15 protein-coding genes are annotated in these 18,015 nt (G+C 62.4%); 11 read left to right on the top strand and 4 right to left on the bottom strand.

Annotation, left to right across the window (positions count from 1 at the left end; genetic code table 11):
* The first annotated feature begins 37 nt into the window (after window positions 1–37).
* Window positions 38–853 carry a prolipoprotein diacylglyceryl transferase gene (gene lgt, locus AB9L16_RS24630; RefSeq protein ID WP_016772683.1) on the top strand — a complete coding sequence of 272 codons (816 nt, stop codon included), beginning with the start codon at window positions 38–40 and terminating at the stop codon, window positions 851–853.
* A gap of 50 nt (window positions 854–903) precedes the next feature.
* Window positions 904–1,875 carry a thymidylate synthase gene (locus AB9L16_RS24625; protein WP_056786272.1) on the top strand — a complete coding sequence of 324 codons (972 nt, stop codon included), beginning with the start codon at window positions 904–906 and terminating at the stop codon, window positions 1,873–1,875.
* Between the two features lie 125 nt (window positions 1,876–2,000).
* Here AB9L16_RS24625 and cadR read toward each other — a convergent pair whose 3' ends face one another.
* Complete coding sequence (gene cadR / locus AB9L16_RS24620) at window positions 2,001–2,450, bottom strand: Cd(II)/Pb(II)-responsive transcriptional regulator (RefSeq protein WP_016772685.1); 450 nt, start codon at window positions 2,448–2,450, stop codon at window positions 2,001–2,003.
* A gap of 84 nt (window positions 2,451–2,534) precedes the next feature.
* Between cadR and AB9L16_RS24615 the strand changes: the two genes are divergently transcribed.
* The 7 genes from AB9L16_RS24615 to AB9L16_RS24585 all read left to right on the top strand — a co-directional run bounded on the left by AB9L16_RS24615 (window position 2,535) and on the right by AB9L16_RS24585 (window position 11,571).
* Complete coding sequence (locus tag AB9L16_RS24615; RefSeq protein WP_375122834.1) at window positions 2,535–4,790, top strand: heavy metal translocating P-type ATPase; 2,256 nt, start codon at window positions 2,535–2,537, stop codon at window positions 4,788–4,790.
* A 13-nt stretch (window positions 4,791–4,803) separates the two neighbouring features.
* Window positions 4,804–5,667: a LysR family transcriptional regulator gene (locus tag AB9L16_RS24610; protein WP_038861192.1), complete on the top strand. Its 864-nt coding sequence runs from the start codon at window positions 4,804–4,806 to the stop codon at window positions 5,665–5,667.
* 234 nt (window positions 5,668–5,901) lie between these two features.
* On the top strand, window positions 5,902–6,978 hold the full coding sequence (locus tag AB9L16_RS24605; RefSeq protein WP_375122833.1) for a putative 2-aminoethylphosphonate ABC transporter ATP-binding protein: 1,077 nt from the start codon (window positions 5,902–5,904) through the stop codon (window positions 6,976–6,978).
* Window positions 6,978–8,702: a putative 2-aminoethylphosphonate ABC transporter permease subunit gene (locus AB9L16_RS24600; RefSeq protein ID WP_041476848.1), complete on the top strand. Its 1,725-nt coding sequence runs from the start codon at window positions 6,978–6,980 to the stop codon at window positions 8,700–8,702. Before AB9L16_RS24605 ends, AB9L16_RS24600 begins: the two co-directional genes overlap by 1 nt.
* Window positions 8,703–8,739: 37 nt before the next feature.
* Window positions 8,740–9,765 carry a putative 2-aminoethylphosphonate ABC transporter substrate-binding protein gene (locus AB9L16_RS24595; protein WP_375122832.1) on the top strand — a complete coding sequence of 342 codons (1,026 nt, stop codon included), beginning with the start codon at window positions 8,740–8,742 and terminating at the stop codon, window positions 9,763–9,765.
* A 118-nt stretch (window positions 9,766–9,883) separates the two neighbouring features.
* Window positions 9,884–11,017: a TIGR03364 family FAD-dependent oxidoreductase gene (locus tag AB9L16_RS24590; protein ID WP_375122831.1), complete on the top strand. Its 1,134-nt coding sequence runs from the start codon at window positions 9,884–9,886 to the stop codon at window positions 11,015–11,017.
* Window positions 11,014–11,571, top strand: coding sequence for a phosphonate degradation HD-domain oxygenase (locus tag AB9L16_RS24585; RefSeq protein WP_150742968.1), 558 nt, complete (start codon window positions 11,014–11,016; stop codon window positions 11,569–11,571). The genes AB9L16_RS24590 and AB9L16_RS24585 overlap by 4 nt, the downstream gene beginning before the upstream one ends.
* Window positions 11,572–11,733: 162 nt before the next feature.
* Here AB9L16_RS24585 and AB9L16_RS24580 read toward each other — a convergent pair whose 3' ends face one another.
* Entirely contained in the window at window positions 11,734–13,119 is a 1,386-nt protein-coding gene (locus AB9L16_RS24580) for a GTPase/DUF3482 domain-containing protein (RefSeq protein ID WP_375122830.1), read from the bottom strand.
* Window positions 13,112–14,485, bottom strand: a complete 1,374-nt coding sequence (locus tag AB9L16_RS24575) for a DUF2868 domain-containing protein (RefSeq protein WP_375122829.1) — start codon at window positions 14,483–14,485, stop codon at window positions 13,112–13,114. The genes AB9L16_RS24580 and AB9L16_RS24575 overlap by 8 nt, the downstream gene beginning before the upstream one ends.
* An 85-nt stretch (window positions 14,486–14,570) precedes the next feature.
* On the opposite strand from AB9L16_RS24575, the gene AB9L16_RS24570 reads away from it, so the two are divergent.
* Entirely contained in the window at window positions 14,571–15,083 is a 513-nt protein-coding gene (locus tag AB9L16_RS24570) for a dihydrofolate reductase (protein ID WP_122087905.1), read from the top strand.
* Between the two features lie 93 nt (window positions 15,084–15,176).
* Here the strand turns inward: AB9L16_RS24570 and AB9L16_RS24565 are convergent, their stop codons facing one another.
* Window positions 15,177–16,568 carry an L-cystine transporter gene (locus AB9L16_RS24565; RefSeq protein WP_150636952.1) on the bottom strand — a complete coding sequence of 464 codons (1,392 nt, stop codon included), beginning with the start codon at window positions 16,566–16,568 and terminating at the stop codon, window positions 15,177–15,179.
* Window positions 16,569–16,807: 239 nt separating this feature from the next.
* On the opposite strand from AB9L16_RS24565, the gene AB9L16_RS24560 reads away from it, so the two are divergent.
* Window positions 16,808–17,863, top strand: coding sequence for a phosphorylcholine phosphatase (locus tag AB9L16_RS24560; protein WP_095181319.1), 1,056 nt, complete (start codon window positions 16,808–16,810; stop codon window positions 17,861–17,863).
* Window positions 17,864–18,015 lie beyond the last annotated feature (152 nt).

The raw sequence follows: 18,015 nt of genomic DNA, 5'->3' as shown, positions 1-18,015 counted from the left end.
CCGGGAATTTCGCTTTCCACTCTAACAAGGAGTCGCAATGCTGCCTTACCCGCAGATCGACCCGGTGGCCCTGGCCATCGGTCCGCTGAAAATCCACTGGTACGGTCTGATGTACCTGATCGGCATCGGCGGCGCGTGGCTGTTGGCGTCGCGCCGGCTCAACCGCTTCGACCCGACCTGGACCAAGGAGAAACTCTCCGATCTGGTGTTCTGGCTATCGATGGGCGTGATCGTTGGCGGCCGTCTGGGTTACGTGCTGTTCTATGATCTGAGCGCGTACCTGGCCAACCCGACGCTGATTTTCGAAGTGTGGAAGGGCGGCATGTCGTTCCACGGCGGATTCATCGGCGTGATGCTCGCGGCCTTGTGGTTCGGCAAGCGCAATGGCAAGTCGTTCTTCCAGCTCATGGACTTCGTCGCGCCGATGGTGCCGATCGGTCTGGGCGCCGGGCGCATCGGCAACTTCATCAACGCCGAGTTGTGGGGCAAGGCCACCGACGTGCCGTGGGCGATGGTGTTCCCGCCGTTCAGCGATCCGGCGCAGTTGCCGCGCCACCCGTCGCAGCTGTATCAGTTCGCCCTCGAAGGCGTGGCGCTGTTCCTGATCCTGTGGATCTTCTCGCGCAAACCGCGTCCGACCATGGCGGTCTCCGGCATGTTCGCGCTGTTCTACGGCATCTTCCGTTTCATCGTCGAGTTCGTCCGCGTCCCGGATGCTCAGCTCGGCTACTTGGCGTGGAACTGGCTGACCATGGGCCAGGTGCTCTGCGTGCCGATGATTGTCGGCGGGCTGTTGCTGATCTGGCTGGCCTATCGTCGCGCCCCGGCAGCGCCGCTCGCGCCGACGGCTTAAACTACGAACCCCGGCGCGCGACGCCGGGGCTCCAAGGACACAGGTACCTCATGAAGCAATATCTCGAACTGGTCTCGCACGTCATTCAGAACGGCACCAAACAGGCCAACCGCACCGGTATCAACACCATCAGTTTCCCGGGAGCGATGCTGCGTTTCGATCTGCAGGAAGGCTTCCCGGCGATCACCACGCGCAAAATGGCCTTCAAATCGGCCATCGGCGAGATGTGCGGCTTTCTGCGTGGCGTGAACAACGCCGCTGAATTCCGCGCGCTGGGCTGCAAGGTCTGGGACCAGAACGCCAACGAAAACGCGCAGTGGCTGGCCAACCCGTTCCGTCAGGGCGACGACGACCTCGGTGAAATCTACGGCGTGCAATGGCGCAAGTGGCCGGCGTACAAGCAGATCCCGCTGAGCAATACCGCCGCCATCGAACAAACCCTGAGCAACGGCTACAAGCAGATCGCCCAGGGCGAAGAAGACGGCCAGGCCTACGTCGTGCTGTACAAGGCGATCGATCAGGTGCGCCAGTGCGTCGACACGATCATCAACGATCCGGGCAGCCGCCGCATCCTGTTCCACGGCTGGAACGTCGCCCAGCTCGATGAAATGGCCCTGCCGCCATGCCATCTGCTGTACCAGTTCCACCCGAATGTCGAGACCAAAGAGATCTCGCTGACCCTGTACATCCGCTCCAATGATCTGGGCCTGGGCACGCCGTTCAACCTCACCGAAGGCGCCGCACTGCTGAGCCTGATCGGGCGCCTGACCGGTTACACGCCGCGCTGGTTCACCTATTTCATCGGCGATGCGCACGTCTACGAAAACCACCTGGACATGCTCAACGAACAGCTCAAGCGCGAGCCGTTTGCCATGCCGAAACTGAAAATCTCCGACCGCGTGCCGGAGTTTGCCAAGACTGGCGTATATCAGCCGGAGTGGCTGGAATTGGTTGAGCCGAGCGATTTCTCGCTGGAAGGCTATGAGCACCATCCGCCGATGACCGCGCCGATGGCGGTCTAAACCACACCGCAATATCCCTGTGGGAGCGAGCCTGCTCGCGAAGAGGGCGTGTCAGTCACAGATGTGTCGACTGATACACCGCTTTCGCGAGCAGGCTCGCTCCCACATTTGTTTTTGCGGTGTGCTTAGTGGCCGTGGCTACGGCCGACGTGGGAATGCTCAACTTCGGTCGCGACAACCCCGCCACTGACTTCCAGCCGCTGCAAGATCCCGCATTGATCCGCCTCCGGCCCTTCGCCACAGCGTTGGCGCAGGTCGAGCAGTTGTGTCTGCAAGGCCAGCAAGCCATCAATCCGCGCCTTCACATGCTGAATATGTTCGTCGATCAGCGCATTGACGCTCTCGCACTGATCCTGCGGGCTGTCGCGCAGGGCGAGGAGGCTGCGGATTTCTTCGAGGGTCATGTCGAGGGTGCGGCAGTTGCGGATGAAGGTCAGGCGCTCGGCGTGGGCCTGGGTGTAGACGCGATAGTTGCCGTCGCTGCGCGCCGGTTCCGGCAGGAGGTTTTCGCGCTCGTAGTAGCGGATGGTTTCAACCGCACAGTCGGTGAGTTTCGCCAGTTCGCCGATCTTCATGACCGCCATCTCCAAAAGGGTGCTTGACCCTATAGTGGCTACAGGGTCTTTACTTGGCAACAGGCACCTTCATGGACGCGACCAATGAGCGATTCCCTGCACACCCACAAGCCCGGCGACGGTCACGATCACAGTCATAAATTGCAGCCCGTGCATAAACATGCGCATGGCGGCGATTCCTGCTGCTCGTCAAAAGCCGCCGCACCTGCGCGGGTGCAACTGAGCGAAAAGACCAGCGCCGACGCGCGCCTGAGCAGCTTCCGCATCGAGGCAATGGACTGCCCGACCGAGCAGACGCTGATCCAGAACAAACTCGGCAAACTGGCCGGGGTGCAGCAACTGGAATTCAACCTGATCAACCGCGTACTTGGCGTGACCCACAATCTGCCGGGCACCGAGCCGATCACCGAAGCGATCAAGTCCCTCGGCATGCACGCCGAGCCGCTCGAGGCGGGTGTCGACGCGCCAGTACCGGCAGCGGTGAAAAAACACTGGTGGCCATTGGCGCTGTCCGGCTTGACCGCGCTGGGCGCCGAAGTCATTCATTTCACCAGCGCCGCGCCGGACTGGGTGGTGGCAGTCGTTGCGCTGGTGTCGATCCTCAGCGGCGGCCTCGGCACTTATAAAAAGGGCTGGATCGCCCTGAAGAACCGCAATCTCAACATCAATGCGCTGATGAGCATCGCCGTGACGGGCGCGATCCTCATCGGCCAGTGGCCGGAAGCGGCGATGGTGATGTTCCTGTTCACCGTCGCCGAGCTGATTGAGGCGCGCTCGCTGGATCGTGCACGCAATGCGATCAGCGGCTTGATGCAGATGACCCCGGAGCAGGCCACGGTATTGCAGGCTGACGGCAACTGGCGCGAACAAGAGGTAAAAAGCGTCGATCTCGGCGCCCGCGTGCGGGTGAAACCCGGCGAGCGCATCGCGCTGGACGGCGCGGTGGTCAGCGGCAGCTCGACCATCGACCAGGCGCCGATCACCGGCGAAAGCCTGCCGGTGGAAAAAACCGTCGGTGACAAAGTCTTCGCTGGCACCATCAACCAGGCCGGTTCGCTGGAATACACGGTGACCGCTGCGGCGAACAATTCGACCCTGGCGCGGATCATTCACGCCGTCGAACAGGCCCAGGGCGCGCGGGCACCGACGCAGCGCTTCGTTGATCAATTCTCGAAAATCTACACCCCGGCGGTGTTCGTCTTCGCCTTGGCCGTGGCGATCATCCCGCCGTTGTTCATGGGCGCGGCGTGGTTCGACTGGATCTACCGCGCGCTGGTGTTGCTGGTGGTTGCCTGCCCGTGCGCACTGGTGATTTCCACCCCGGTGACCATCGTCAGCGGCCTCGCGGCGGCGGCGCGCAAGGGCATTCTGGTCAAGGGCGGCGTGTATCTGGAGGGCGGCTTCAAGCTTGATTATCTGGCGCTGGACAAGACCGGCACGATCACCCACGGCAAACCGGTGCAGACCGATTACCTGTCACTCGACCCGACGGCCGATGCCAGCGCACCGGCCATCGCCGCCGCGCTGGCCAGGCGCTCCGATCACCCGGTGTCGCTGGCGATTGCCAACGCCGCTGTGGATAAAAACTTCGCCGCGCTTACTGTGGATAACTTCGCCGCGCTGGGCGGGCGGGGCGTCAAAGGCGACATCAACGGCCAGACTTATCACTTGGGCAACCATCGTCTGGTCGAAGAGCTCGGCCTGTGCTCACCGCAGCTGGAAGAAAAGCTGTTCGCCCTGGAAAAGCAGGGCAAATCCGTGGTGCTGCTGCTCGACAGCTCAGGCCCACTGGCACTGTTCGCCGTGGCCGACACGGTCAAGGAAACCAGCCGTGAAGCGATTCGTCAGTTGCATGAACTCGGGGTGAAAACCCTGATGCTGACCGGCGACAACGTCCACACCGCGCAAGCGATTGCCGCCCAGGTCGGCATCGACGAGGCACGCGGCGATTTGCTGCCGACCGACAAGCTGCAAGCCATCGAAGATCTGTACAAGCAGGGCCACCGGGTCGGCATGGTCGGCGACGGCATCAACGACGCGCCGGCACTGGCCCGCGCCGAGATCGGGTTCGCCATGGCCGCCGCCGGCACCGACACCGCGATCGAAACCGCCGATGTCGCCCTGATGGACGACGATCTGCGCAAGATCCCCGCGTTCATCAGCCTGTCGCGCAACACCGCGAGCATCCTGAAACAGAACATCGCACTGGCGCTGGTGATCAAGGCGATCTTTCTTGCGGTAACCTTTGCCGGGCTCGCCACCATGTGGATGGCGGTGTTTGCCGATATGGGTGTGAGCCTGCTGGTGGTGTTCAACGGTTTGCGCCTGCTGCGCAAATAGATGAGGAAAGAGTGTGCTGAGTGCCGAGCTGAAAGCGTTTTACATGGTCGCCCGCCTGGGCAGCATCACGCTGGCGGCGAAAAAACTCGGCCTCAGCCAACCGACCGTGACCACGCAGATCCGCAATCTGGAGAGTCAGTATTCGGTGGAACTGTTCTACCGTGGCGGGCGCCGCTTAAGCGTCAGTGACGAAGGCGCGCGCTTGCTGCCGATGGTCAAGACCCTGTTGCAGCAAGAGGCGGACATCGAGTTTTTCCTGCGCAACAGCGGTCAGGTGCAGGGCACGCTGCGCATTGCCGCGACGGCGCCGTATTACATCCTCGATCTGGTGAAGACCTTCCGCGAGCGTTTGCCGCAGGTGGAAGTGTCGGTGGAAATCGGCAACTCGCAGCAGGTCCTGGAAGCGCTGGAGGATTACCGCGTGGATGTCGCGGCGTCGTCACAGCTGCTCGACGATGCGCGGTTGATTCGCCGGGTACTCGGCACCGATCCGCTGGTGCTGGCGGTGCATCGCAATCATCCGTTGGCCGCGCAGGAACATGTGACGCTGAACGCGCTGGCCGGGCATACGTTGTTGATGCGCGAGCCGGGTTCGACCACGCGGCGGTTGACCGAAGAGTTGCTGGCCAGCGCCGGAGTGAGCTTCGGGCCGCTGCTGGAAATCGGCAGCCGTGAGTCGATCCGCGAAGCGGTGCTGCGCAATATCGGCATCAGCATCATTGCCCGGCAGGAAGTGCCGCATGATCCGCAATTGCGCGTGCTGACCATCGAGAATGCGCCGCAGATTCCGGAGTATCTGTATTGCCTCAAAGAGCGCAAGGGTGCGCGTCTGCCGGCGGCGTTCCTCGGCTTGGCACAAGAGATGTCTCCGGCATGAGACCTTCAATGTCTGAGAAGGCCTCTTCGCGAGCAGGCTCGCTCCCACATTGGATTTGGGTTGTGAACACGATCCCCTGCGGGAGCGAGCCTGCTCGCGAAGGCGTCAGCCCAGGCAAAACACAATCTGAACCAAAATCCCCGAATACCACTATCAGCCGTTTTTGCCTCGTTGCCACATGACGGACGCATTACAACTCTAGGATTGGCCTCATCCGTTTGATGAGGCCTGTCCATGAATCCTGCCATCGCAACTGCCCTGACCAACCCCGGCGCGCCGATGAAAGTGCGCGGCGTGCACAAGCGTTTCGGTGCGTTCACTGCGCTGGATAACGTCTCCCTTGATGTCGCCGCCGGCAAACTGGTGTGTCTGCTCGGCCCGTCGGGCTGTGGCAAGACCACGTTGTTGCGCTGCATCGCCGGGCTGGAGCAGCAGGACAGTGGCGAGCTGTACCTGGGCGATCGCGATGTCTCGCACCTCGCCCCGCAAGCACGGGATTACGGGATTCTGTTCCAGTCCTACGCGCTGTTCCCGAATCTGACGGTCGAGGCGAACATTGCCTACGGCCTCGCCGGCAGCGGTCGCGATGAAGTGCGCCGGCGTGTCGGCCAGATGCTGGAACTGGTCGGCCTCACTGGCAGTGAGAAAAAATACCCCGGCCAACTGTCCGGCGGTCAGCAACAGCGGGTCGCGCTGGCTCGCGCATTGGCGCCGGCACCGTCGCTGCTGTTGCTGGATGAACCGATGTCGGCTCTCGACGCGCGGGTGCGCGAGCATCTGTGCACTGAGCTGCGTCAGCTGCAACGCAACCTCGGCATCACCACGCTGATGGTCACGCACAATCAGGACGAAGCGATGCTGATGGCCGATCGCATCGCGGTCATGAATAACGGCCGCGTCGAGCAGTACGCCACGCCGCAGGAAATCTACAACCGTCCAGCCACGCCGTTCGTGGCCGAGTTTGTCGGCCAGGGCAACTGGCTGCCGTTCCAGCGCAGCAGCGATAGTCACGCCCAGGTCGGCGGGATGAATCTGCGCCTGGCCGAGGGCAGCGTACACGGCGCTTCGGGTCGACTGTTCTGCCGCCCGGAGGCGATCAACGTCAATCCGCTGGTGCACGAAGAAAACCTGTTCCCGGCCAGGGTTCGCGAAATCACTTTCCTCGGCAATCGCTGCCGGATGAGCTTCGAACTTGATCAATTGCCGGGCCACGCACTGCTCGCCGAAATCGCGCCAGAAGCCATGCCGCGCCTCGGCGCCCAGCAGATCATGGTCGCCTTGCCGCCGCGCAGTTTGCAGGTGTTCGCCTGATGAACAGCAACCTCGCGCTGCCGCTACCGCACAAGCAGGTGCGACAGTCTTCGAAAGCCGAGATCGGCGATCGCCTGTTCGTGGTCGGCGGCAAAGTCGTTCTGCTGGTGTTGCTCGGCCTCGCGGTGCTGCTGCCGTTGTTGGCGATCTTCTGGCGCGGCTTCAGCAATGACGCCGGGCAGGGCGGTGGCTGGCTCGCGGCGAAAGAGTTGGTGACCAGTGCCAATTTCCATTGGTTGCTTGGCAACAGCCTGAAAGTGTCCCTCAGCGTTGCGGCCATTGTCGTACCGCTGGCCTACCTGTTTGCCTACGCGCTGCAACGCACGCTGATTCCGGGCAAAGGCATCTGGCGCGGGATCTCCCTGCTGCCGCTGATGGCGCCGTCGATGCTGCCGGGGATTGCGCTGGTCTATCTGTTCGGCAATCAGGGCATGCTGCGTGGGTTGCTCTCGGACAATATCTACGGGTTCTGGGGCATTGTGCTGGGCGAGGTGATCTACACCTTTCCCCATGCGCTGATGATTTTGCTCTCGGCATTGTCGCTGGCCGATGCGCGGCTTTTCGATGCCGCATCGAGCATGGGCGCCAGCCCTGCGAAGGCGTTTCGCAGCATCACCTGGCCGGCGACCCGTCAGGCGGTGTTCGCCGCGTTCTGTCTGGTGTTCACCCTGACCATCACCGATTTCGGCGTGCCGGTGGTGGTCGGTGGCGACTATCAAGTGTTGGCGCTGGAAGCCTACAAAGCCGTGGTCGGCCAGCAGCAATTCGGTCGCGGCGCGTTGATCGGCATGGTGCTGTTGCTGCCGGCGCTGTTCAGTTTCGGTGTCGATGCCTGGTTGCGTCGCCGCCATGGCGACTCCATGAGCGGACGCGCGCAGGTGTTCAAACCGCTGCCGTGCAAGCTGCGCGACGGCTGCTATCTGGCCATTGTTTTGCTGATCAGCGCGGCGTTGATTCTGGTGTTCGGCATGGCGGTGTTTTCGTCGCTGGTGAAGTTCTGGCCGTACAACCTGTCGCTGTCGCTCAACCACTATCAGTTCAACGATACCGCCGGCGGTGGCTGGCTCGCCTACGGCAACAGTCTGAAGATGGCGCTGGGCACGGCGCTGATTGGCAGTGTGCTGATTTTTACCGGCGCCTATCTGATGGAGAAAACCCGCACTCAGCGCGGGCTGAACCTGGCTTTGCGTATGCTCAGCTTCGTGCCGATGGCGGTGCCGGGGCTGGTGCTGGGCCTGGGTTACGTCTTCTTCTTCAACCTCAGCGGCAATCCGCTGCACGTGCTCTACGGGACGATGACGCTGCTGATCGTCTGCACCATTGCGCACTACCTGACCACCGCACAAATGACCGCGACCACCGCGCTGCGCCAGCTCGATGCTGAGTTCGAGGCTGCGGCGCTGTCGCTGAAGGCGCCGCTGTACCGGCATTACCTGCGCGTGACTGTGCCGATCTGCCTGCCGGCGCTGCTGGACATCGTGCGCTACCTGTTCGTCTCGGCGATGACCACGGTTTCCGCCGCGATCTTCCTCTACAGCCCCGACACCATCCTCGCGGCGGTGGCGGTGCTGAACATGGACGATGCCGGCAACGTTGGCGGCGCGGCGGCGATGTCGACCCTGATTCTGTTCACTTCGGCCGGCGTGTCCTTGCTGCTGGCGTGGGCTTCGCGCGGTTTGCTGCGCCGTTCCCAGGCCTGGCGGCAAACCGCGCCCGGTCACTGATTGCAACTCCGTTCAACTCATCTACAGGAAAACGCTCATGTTCAAGCCTATGGCCCTGGCCGCTGCTGTGCTCGCGACTTTCAGCCTGAATGCCTTTGCGGCAAAAACCGAGTTGACGGTGTACACCGCACTCGAAGCCGAACAGTTGAAGTCCTACAAGGACGCTTTCGAAAAGGCCAACCCGGACGTCGAGATCAAGTGGGTGCGCGATTCCACCGGGATCATCACCGCCAAACTACTCGCCGAAAAGGCTCGTCCGCAGGCTGACGCGGTGTGGGGCCTGGCCGCGTCGAGCCTGGCGATTCTCGATCAGCAAGGCATGCTGCAAAGCTATGCACCGAAGGATCTGGCCAAGATCGGCGCGAATTACCGCGACTCCGCCAACCCGCCAGCCTGGGTCGGCATGGATGTGTGGGCCGCGACCATTTGCTTCAACACCGTCGAAGCCGAGAAGCAGGGGCTGAGCAAACCGGTCAGTTGGCAGGACCTGACCAAGCCTGAGTACAAGGGCAAGATCGTCATGCCCAATCCGGCGTCGTCCGGCACCGGTTTCCTCGACGTCAGCGCCTGGCTGCAAACCTTCGGCGAGAAACAGGGCTGGGCCTACATGGACGGCTTGCACCAGAACATCGGCCAGTACGTTCACTCCGGTTCCAAGCCGTGCAAACTGGCGGCGGCGGGGGAGTTTCCGATCGGGATTTCCTTTGAATATCCAGCCGTACAGTTGAAACGCCAGGGCGCGCCACTGGACATCATTCTGCCGAAGGAAGGTCTGGGCTGGGAGATCGAAGCGACGGCGGTGATCAAGGGCACGCCGCATGAAGAGGCAGCGAAAAAACTCGCCGACTTCTCCGCCAGCGCCGAGGCGATGGATCTTTACAAGGAGAACTTCGCCGTGCTCGCCCAGCCGGGGATTGCCAAGCCGCAAACCGAATTGCCAGCCGACTATGAGCAGCGCCTGATCAAGAACGACTTTGCCTGGGCCTCAAAGAATCGCGACGAGATCCTGGCTGAATGGCGCAAGCGGTATGACGGCAAGTCCGAGAAAGTTGTCGCCAAGTAAGATCTTTATCGACTGACAAGGCCTCTTCGCGAGCAGGCTCGCTCCCACAGTTGCAATGCTGTCCCCTGTGGGAGCGAGCCTGCTCGCGAAAGCGGTTTCTCATTCAGAGCACCTCTTCATGACACAACCCAAAGACCTGCTCATCATCGGCGCTGGCATCCTCGGTCTGTCCCACGCCTATGCTGCTGCCAAACGCGGCCTGAAAGTTGCGGTATTCGAACGCACCGCCACGCCCCTCGGCGCTTCGGTGCGCAACTTCGGCCAGGCGCTGGTGACCGGTCAGCCGCCCGGCATCATGCTCGAACTGGCCAAGGCCAGCCGCGAGGTCTGGGGCGACTGGGCGCAACTTGCCGGCCTGCAGATCAAGCGCAACGGCTCATACCTGTTCGCCCGCAGCGCGGCCGAAGAATACTTGCTCGAAGCCTTCTGCGCCGACCGCGCGGTCGAGCATGGCTACAACGTCGAGCTGCTGCGCGGCGCGGCGTTGCGTGATCTCTATGGCGGCCAGTTCAGCCATCACCGCGCCGCGCTGCACGGTATCGATGATCAGCAGTTGTACTCGCGCGAAGCGATTCCGGCGCTGATCGATTATTTGCGCCGAGATCTGGGCGTCGAGTTTCACTTTTCCACACTGGTGCGCGATGTCGAGCCGGGGCATCTGCACAGCACCGCCGGCAGTTTTACCGCCAAGCAGATCATCATCTGCTCCGGCCACGATTATCAGACCCTGCTGGCCGAGCCGATTGCTGCGCTCAATCCGCAGATCTGTCGTCTGCAAATGCTGCGGGCCAAACCGCAGGTCGATCTCGATCTGCAACACGCCGTGCTCACCGGCCTGAGCTGCGTGCACTACGGCGCTTTCGCCGATTTGCCGCAAGCCGCAGCGGTGCAGGCGCAGATCCTACGTGAACAACCGCACCTGCACGCCAACGGCATTCACTTGCTGATCAGCCCGACACCGTATGGCGAACTGATCATCGGCGATTCGCATCATTACGGCAGCGATGCGTCGCCGTTCAACGCCGAGCAGGTCGACAACTGGATGCTCGAACTCGCCGAGCAGACGCTGGGCTGCCGGGTGCAAGTGGTCGAACGCTGGCAGGGCGTCTATGGTGCTCGTGGGCCTGGTCCGTTTTCTTTCCTGCGCCCGGCACCGGGCCTGAGCGTGGCGCTGATGCACACCGGCGTCGGCATGAGCGTCGGCCCGGCGCTGGCCGAACGCAACATCGCGCAATTACTGGAGGAGGCATGAATCACGAACAGGTGATCGCCCGGGTGTTCGGCCTGTATGAACGCTTCGGCGCCAGCGATTACATCGGCGAACCGGTGTCGCAGCTCGAGCACATGTCCCAGGCCGCAGAATTGGCCATGGCTGAAGGCTGTGACGATGAAGTGGTGCTGGCGGCGTTCTTTCATGACATCGGCCATTTGTGTGCCGAGGGCGCGGAAAACATGGGCGGTTATGGCGTGGTCAGCCATGAACGGCTCGGGGCCGATTATCTGCGTGAGGCAGGTTTCAGCGAACGGCTGGCGCGACTGGTGGAATATCACGTTCAGGCCAAGCGCTATCTGACCTTGCGCGAGCCGGGCTATTACGCACGGTTGAGTGAGGCGAGTCGCAGGACGCTGGAATATCAGGGCGGGGTAATGAGCGCGGCTGAGGCGGATGCGTTCGAGGCTGATCCGTTGTGTGCGCTGAGTCTGCGCATGCGGTGTTGGGATGAGTTGGCGAAGGAGGTTGCGGTGCCGCTGGTGGATCTGAGTGTGTTAAAGCGCAAGGCTGAGAAATTGTTGTCGGCTGAGTGATTGCAGCCCTCACCCCAGCCCTCTCCCGGAGGGAGAGGGAGCTGATCTCCATGCTTTTCAAACCTGAGTTCGACTGGATATCTCAGGTCGGTGTATGACCCAAGAGCAACACAGTCGGCCCCCTCTCCCTCCGGGAGAGGGCTGGGGTGAGGGGGTAGCGATCTAAAGCTCAAGCACCCGATCAACCAACGCCTCAACCTGCTCCTGCCTTTCCGCCTGATTCAACTTCGCCTGCGGATTGAGCGACGACCACTGCGGATGCGCGCGCGCCTTGTTCAGCGCTTCCGGCAACTTGCCTTCGCGCCAGGTCTTGTCCACAGGCGTGGCCACCTGAATGCTGTCCATCGCCGCATGCCCGCGCTGATCCAGGGCCAGCAGCAACTGGCGCTGGCGCAACGCCAACAGGCGCAGCACGGCGTCATCCACTGTCAATTCCCGCTGGCCTTTGATTTTGCCGAGCAGGCGACTGCCATAACTGCGCGCGGTTTGCAGCGCACCGCCGGCGATCGCACCGGCCAACGCCGCCGCGCCAAGGGTAATCCCGCCGACCAGCAAATCCACCCCAGCCCCGGCCGCTGCACCGGCAGCAATGCCGCCGCCGACGCGCACGCCGAGTTGCTTCAGGGTTTCCGGGTTGAACAGATCATCGCCCCAGCGCCCGTCGAGCAACGGCAAGTCACTGGCCGCCGCGTCCTGCGGGCGAAACGCGTAGAGCTTGAGCAGCGCCTCAACGCACTTTTGCTCGCGCTGGCGCACGGCTTTGCGCAGTTCGCTGATCGCCTGTTGTTCCTGCTCGGCTTCGCTGACCACACTGCGTCGGCACGCAGCGCAGTCGATCAGCAATTCGGCAATCAAGCGCGCGGCGCTTTGCTGACGGGCGAGGCGCTGCGCCTGCTGGTCGGCGATCAACCGCTCCAGTTGCGGCCGGGCGTTTTCCAATAGAAGGGCGAGGCTCTCGTACAAGCGCCGCTCGCCATCCTCGGGCGGCGCGACGCTGTCGAAACGTACCAACGCATGCAGCCCCAACCGCGCCAGCGCTTCACGCCAATCGGGTTCGCGATGGTTGGCGCTGCTGACGAAATTCAGCACCGGCAGCAGCGGTTTGCCGCAACTGGCGAGCACCTCCAGCTCGTCGCGGTACTTGGCCAGCACCGGTTCGCGGGCGTCGATCACATACAGACCGGCATCGGAGGCCAGCAGTTGTCGCAGTACCTTGGCTTCCTGTTCGAAACGCTGGCGCGCCTCGCTGCCGTCGAGAAACCGCGCCAGTCGTGCCGGGCCGTCGAGGCGTTCGCCGGGGCATTCCAGACGCTCGAGAAAATCCAGCAGGGCGATCGCATCTTCCAGCCCCGGCGTGTCGTACAGATCGAGCAACGGCTCGCCATCCACCGACAACCGCGCGCCTTCGACATGCCGGGTGGTGCTCGGCCTGTGCGAGACTTCGCCGAAGCCGACGTCACGGGTCAGCGTGCGCAGCAGCGAGGTCTTGCCGACGTTGGTGTGGCCAACCACTGCCAGTTTCAGCGGGGCCTTGCGTGCATCAGTCATGTCCGCTCTCCAGCCAGTTCATCGGCGCGCAATCGGCGAATGGCAGTTCCAGCTGTTGCAGCGCCGCGTGCCAGTCACCCAGACGTTGCCCGTCCAGCGCTTCGCCGGGTGGCGCTTGCAGCAGCCAGATGCGAGTGGCGCTGGCGTTGCGCGCGAGTTCGGCGATCAATGCGAGGCTGCCGCGATCCGGCGAACGTCGCGGATCACAGGCGATGGCCAGCCGCGCCGGCGGGAAGCGACTGAGTTGCTCGAGCAGTTTGTGCCGCGATTCGCGACTGTCGAGGATGCCCGCGTTGCTGACGTTTTTCGGCAGCGCGGGTGGCCACGGACGCTGTTCGTCCAACTCGATCGCCACCAGCAGCGCGCCTTCGCTGGCGCGTTCGCCGATGTTGCTTTCGACGCGATGCAGTTGCGCCGGCTCCGGGTCGTTGACACCAAGGCGCTCGCTGGTCGGCATCAACCGTTCGCGCAGTTGCGCGTAGCCGGGCAGGTTCAGATCCAGGCGCAGCGCGGCTTTGCCGCTGTTCCAGCGCCACAGGCACAACAGCGCGAGCAGCAGGCGCGGCAGCACGCCGTAGACCACCAGCACACCGACCAGCCAGGTTGCCCAGGCTTGTCGTGCGCTTTCAATATCCAGTGCGCCGTCGCCGCTGGCGCGGATCATTTCCTCGGTCGGCACATTGAAGCCGAGCAGCGACGGCAGATAGCCAAGGGCCTGGGTGACATGGATAAAGGTGTCGGCGCCGAGGATCGTGGTTTCCCAGACAAAGCCATAGCGCCGCGTGGCCATCAGCGTCAGCAGCAGAATCAACGCGCTGAGCATCGCCAGCAGCCACAGGCCATTGACCAACGCGCCGAGCGCCCAGCGGTTGAGTTTCTTGCGTTGCAGCAGCAACAGCAGGGCCGGCGCCAGTTGCGCGGCTTTGGTGTCGCGAGCGAATTTTTCGCTGAGCCACAGCCACAAGCGCCCGAGGGTGGCGCCGTGTTCGCCAGCGAAAATCAAGCCCAGCGCCCAGCTCAGCAGCAAAATCATATTGATCCCGAGCAGACTGCCCAGCGCCCAGAACACATTCACCGGCGTCTGCCCAAGTGCGGCGAATGCCAGGCCGGCGCCGCTGAGCACGGCGACAATCATCAACAGCACCAGCGCCAGGCGCGCGCCTTGCAGCCAGTGCTTGAGGGCGGCGGTCAGCCCGTCACGCTCGGCCAGCCATAGCGCCCGGCGCGCAATGCGGCTCGGCAGATCGCCACCAGCGGCGCGGGCCAGACGATTGGCTTCCAGGTCATCCAGCGGCCCCGCGTGTTCTTCGCGCAGGCGGATGGTTTCGGTGAGCCAGAGGTTTTGCAGTGGAGTCAGTTCAGTCACGCGGCGTCCCGTCGCTAAATCGAGCGCTGAGCATAACCGCTGTGGCGCTTATCGGGGTAAGCGCGGCTCTGGTATCCTCGCCGGCATGACTAAATCACTGCCCCTCAGCCTGATCGCAGCCCTCGGTGAAAACCGCGTGATCGGCGTCGACAACAGCATGCCCTGGCACCTGCCGGGGGACTTCAAATACTTCAAGGCGACCACGCTCGGCAAGCCGATCATCATGGGTCGCAAGACCTGGGATTCGCTCGGTCGGCCATTGCCGGGGCGCTTGAACATCGTGGTCAGCCGCCAGACCGATCTGCAGCTCGAAGGCGCCGAGGTCTATCCGTCGCTGGAAGCCGCCGTGGCGCGCGCCGAGGAATGGGCGAAAGCCCAGGGCGTTGATGAACTGATGCTGATTGGCGGCGCGCAGTTGTATGCGCAGGGACTGGCGCAGGCCGATCGGCTGTACCTGACCCGCGTGGCGCTGAGCCCGGAAGGGGATGCGTGGTTTCCGGAGTTTGATCTGAGCGAATGGAAGCTGGTGTCGGATGTACCGAATCCGGCAGAGGGCGATAAACCTGCATATAGCTTTGAGGTTTGGGAGAAAGCCTAACAGCTTCGCGAGCAGGCTCGCTCCCACAGGGGAACGCATTTCAGTGTGGGAGCGAGCCTGCTCGCGAAGAGGCCCGCTCAGTCGCTGAGAAGCTTAAGCCTGGGCCAACTCTGCGTGTTCATCGGCATCCAGCAGCGCTTTATCAGTCTGCTGCATGACCTGACTGGTAATCGCCCCAGCGGTAATCGAGCCACTCACGTTCAACGCGGTGCGACCCATATCGATCAGCGGCTCGACCGAAATCAGCAACGCCACCAGTGACACCGGCAGGCCCATCGCTGGCAGCACGATCAGTGCGGCGAACGTCGCGCCTCCACCCACTCCGGCGACACCGGCCGAACTCAACGTGACAATCGCTACCAGCGTCGCGATCCACAGCGGATCCAGCGGGTTGATGCCGACCGTTGGTGCCACCATCACCGCCAACATCGCCGGGTACAGGCCGGCACACCCGTTCTGGCCGATGGTCGCACCGAACGAGGCAGCGAAACTGGCGACTGACGACGGAATGCCCAGACGACGGGTCTGCGCTTCGATGCTCAGCGGAATGGTTGCCGCGCTGGAGCGGCTGGTGAAGGCGAAGGTCAGCACCGGCCAGATCTTGCGGAAGAAGCGCAGCGGGTTGATCCCGGCGGCCGACACCAGCACGCCGTGCACGACGAACATCAGGCCCAGGCCGATATACGAGACCACGACGAAACTGCCCAGCTTGATGATGTCCTGCAGGTTGGAACCGGCGACCACTTTGGTCATCAGCGCCAGCACACCGTACGGGGTCAGCTTCATCACCAGACGCACCAGACGCATCACCCAGGCTTGCAGGGTGTCGATGGCGTTGATCACTTTCTGACCTTTCTCGACGTCGTCCTTGAGCAGTTGCAGCGCGGCAACCCCGAGGAACGCGGCGAAGATCACCACACTGATGATCGAGGTCGGCTTGGCCCGGGCCAGGTCGGCAAACGGGTTCTGCGGAATGAACGACAGCAGCAGTTGCGGCACATTGAGGTCGGCGACCTTGCCGGCGTAGTCGTTCTGAATGGTTTGCAGGCGCGCCATTTCCTGAGTGCCGGCGATCAGACCTTCAGCGCTGAGGCCGAACAGGTTGGTCAGGCCGATGCCGATCAACGCCGCGATGGCGGTGGTGAACAGAAGCGTGCCGATGGTCAGGAAACTGATCTTGCCCAGCGACGAGGCGTTGTGCAGGCGGGCGACGGCGCTGAGGATCGAAGCGAACACCAGCGGGATCACGATCATTTGCAGCAACTGCACGTAACCGTTGCCGACCAGATCGAACCAGCCGATCGAGGCTTTCAGCACCGGATTGCCGGCACCGTAAATCGTGTGCAGCGCGACGCCGAACGCCACGCCGAGGACCAGTGCGAGCAGGACTTTTTTCGCCAGGCTCCAGGTGGTGTGGCGGGTCTGCGCCAGACCGAAGAGCAGGGCGAGGAACACCAGCAGGTTGAGAATCAGCGGTAGATTCATGAGAACTCCAGTAAAGACTGTGCCAACAGCCATCCGGGGCTGCTGCGAACCGGCAAGCCTAACAGCTTGATTTGCAATGATTTAATACCAAAATGGCTGGGCAACCGTCGTTTTTGGAATAAGCGCGTGTCGCTGTCGGCAATGCAACTGACGCGCAGGGGACGTAAGCGGTCGCTGACAGGCGAGGCTTGTCACAATGATTTGTTAGCGTCGAACTCTTTGCATCGGGGAGTAGCGCTATGAGAATTGCACGCACGTTGTTGGCTATGGCACTGGCGGCTGGCCTTGCTGGCCAGGCATTGGCCACGGACCTCAAGCATTGGCCGGCGGATCAGGCCAAGGCGCTGGACGCGATGATTGCCGCCAACGCCAACAAGGGTAATTACGCGGTGTTCGACATGGACAACACCAGTTACCGCTACGACCTCGAAGAATCCTTGCTGCCGTTCATGGAAAACAAAGGCCTTATTACCCGCGACAAGCTCGACCCCTCGCTGAAACTGATGCCCTTCAAGGACACCGCCGAGCACAAGGAAAGCCTGTTCAGTTATTACTACCGGCTCTGCGAAGTCGACGACATGGTCTGCTACCCGTGGGTGGCGCAGGTATTCTCTGGCTTCACCCTCAAGGAACTCAAGGGCTACGTTGACGAGCTGATGGCTTCGGGCAAACCGGTGCCGGCGACGTATTACGAAGGCGATGTGGTGAAGAAGCTCGATGTCAATCCGCCGAAGATCTTCACTGGCCAGCAGGAGCTGTACAACAAGCTGATGGAGAACGGCATCGAGGTCTACGTGATGACCGCCGCCTCCGAGGAACTGGTGCGTATGGTCGCGGCGGATCCCAAGTACGGTTACAACGTCAAACCGCAGAACGTCATTGGCGTTTCACTGCTGCTCAAGGATCAGAAGACCGGCGAGCTGACCACTGCGCGCAAACAGATCACTGCCGGCAAATATGACGAGAAGGCCAACCTCGGCCTGGAGCTGACGCCGTACCTGTGGACCCCGGCAACGTGGATGGCCGGCAAGCACGCAGCGATCCTGACCTATATCGATGAATGGAAAAAACCGGTGCTGGTCGGCGGCGATACCCCGACGAGCGACGGTTACATGCTGTTCCATGATGTCGACGTGGCCAAGGGCGGCATTCACTTGTGGATCAACCGCAAGGACAAGTACATGACGCAAATCAACGGCATGATGGCCAGGCACGCGGCGGCGCAGGCCAAGGAAGGCTTGCCGGTGACGGCGGACAAGAACTGGGTGATCGTCAAACCGGAAGACATCCAGTAAGCCACGATCGCATGTAGGAGCTGCCGAAGGCTGCGATCTTTTGATCTTGTTTTGGATCGTTCCCACGCTCTGCGTGGGAATGCAGCCCGTGACGCTCTGCGTCACTGGACGCGGAGCGTCCCTTGAGACATTCCCACGCAGAGCGTGGGAAC

Source organism: Pseudomonas sp. LW8, assembly GCF_041956865.1.
In the GTDB taxonomy this organism is placed as follows: Bacteria; Pseudomonadota; Gammaproteobacteria; order Pseudomonadales; family Pseudomonadaceae; genus Aquipseudomonas; species Aquipseudomonas siliginis.
Note: the sequence above shows the minus strand (reverse complement) of the source record. Positions and strands in the feature narration are given on the sequence as shown.

Bases quoted from the DNA above. Each gene is read 5' to 3' on its own strand.
- lgt (WP_016772683.1), top strand. From the start codon at position 38: ATGCTGCCTTACCCGCAGATCGACCCGGTGGCCCTGGCCATCGGTCCG.
- AB9L16_RS24625 (WP_056786272.1), top strand. From the start codon at position 904: ATGAAGCAATATCTCGAACTGGTCTCGCACGTCATTCAGAACGGCACC.
- cadR (WP_016772685.1), bottom strand. From the start codon at position 2,450: ATGAAGATCGGCGAACTGGCGAAACTCACCGACTGTGCGGTTGAAACC.
- AB9L16_RS24615 (WP_375122834.1), top strand. From the start codon at position 2,535: ATGAGCGATTCCCTGCACACCCACAAGCCCGGCGACGGTCACGATCAC.
- AB9L16_RS24605 (WP_375122833.1), top strand. From the start codon at position 5,902: ATGAATCCTGCCATCGCAACTGCCCTGACCAACCCCGGCGCGCCGATG.
- AB9L16_RS24600 (WP_041476848.1), top strand. From the start codon at position 6,978: ATGAACAGCAACCTCGCGCTGCCGCTACCGCACAAGCAGGTGCGACAG.
- AB9L16_RS24595 (WP_375122832.1), top strand. From the start codon at position 8,740: ATGTTCAAGCCTATGGCCCTGGCCGCTGCTGTGCTCGCGACTTTCAGC.
- AB9L16_RS24590 (WP_375122831.1), top strand. From the start codon at position 9,884: ATGACACAACCCAAAGACCTGCTCATCATCGGCGCTGGCATCCTCGGT.
- AB9L16_RS24585 (WP_150742968.1), top strand. From the start codon at position 11,014: ATGAATCACGAACAGGTGATCGCCCGGGTGTTCGGCCTGTATGAACGC.
- AB9L16_RS24580 (WP_375122830.1), bottom strand. From the start codon at position 13,119: ATGACTGATGCACGCAAGGCCCCGCTGAAACTGGCAGTGGTTGGCCAC.
- AB9L16_RS24570 (WP_122087905.1), top strand. From the start codon at position 14,571: ATGACTAAATCACTGCCCCTCAGCCTGATCGCAGCCCTCGGTGAAAAC.
- AB9L16_RS24565 (WP_150636952.1), bottom strand. From the start codon at position 16,568: ATGAATCTACCGCTGATTCTCAACCTGCTGGTGTTCCTCGCCCTGCTC.
- AB9L16_RS24560 (WP_095181319.1), top strand. From the start codon at position 16,808: ATGAGAATTGCACGCACGTTGTTGGCTATGGCACTGGCGGCTGGCCTT.